The sequence below is a fragment of the Pseudomonas meliae genome (assembly GCF_001400515.1).
GTDB lineage: Bacteria > Pseudomonadota > Gammaproteobacteria > Pseudomonadales > Pseudomonadaceae > Aquipseudomonas > Aquipseudomonas amygdali.
In genome coordinates, this window is record NZ_LJQT01000056.1 from 202 (window position 1) to 744 (window position 543).

The 543-nt window shown below is 49.0% G+C and carries 1 protein-coding gene; it reads left to right on the forward strand.

Annotated features, from left to right (window positions below; all coding sequences use genetic code 11):
• Positions 1-274, forward strand: a 274-nt coding sequence (locus tag ALO64_RS25840) for a hypothetical protein (protein WP_235804972.1), incomplete at its 5' end; no start/stop codon positions are given.
• Positions 275-543: the final 269 nt, after the last annotated feature.

The following is a 543-nucleotide window of genomic DNA, read 5'->3' on the forward strand; positions in this document are numbered from 1 at the left end:
ATTGAAGGTGGACAAGTTCCAGCGCTTTGGGCCTGAAGCGTCAGTCAGCGAAAAACTGTACGCGGCCCTGCACGATGAAGACTTTACCCTCACGGATATTTTGCACTTCCTGGAAAAGCATGGATTCAGCTCGACGGTAGACAAACTGCGCACGATGCGTAGAGTGATGTTCACGCTTGACATTGATCAGCCTGAATCCCGTGACCCATCACGGTGTATTGATATCAGCAGAATGCGGGTGCACACGTGGATAAAAAGAAAAAAATCACGCTAGATCAGGTAGAGGTCGCCAGGCAAGCTCTTGCGGCTTTGCCAGACCTCAGTCAGGACAGAATGTCGAAAGGTCAATTTCTGAGCGCGCTTGCGGATAGATTTCACACGTTGTCTCAAGAAAAGGGATACTCACTGCTGGCCATACAAGAAGCCCTCAGAACAATAGGTGTGAGAACATCCCCTGCACGTATTGCGTTGCTGGTAACTGAATACGCCAGACGGTCAAAAAAACGAGAACACAGCTCAAAGCACTAACTTAATGTAGAGTCC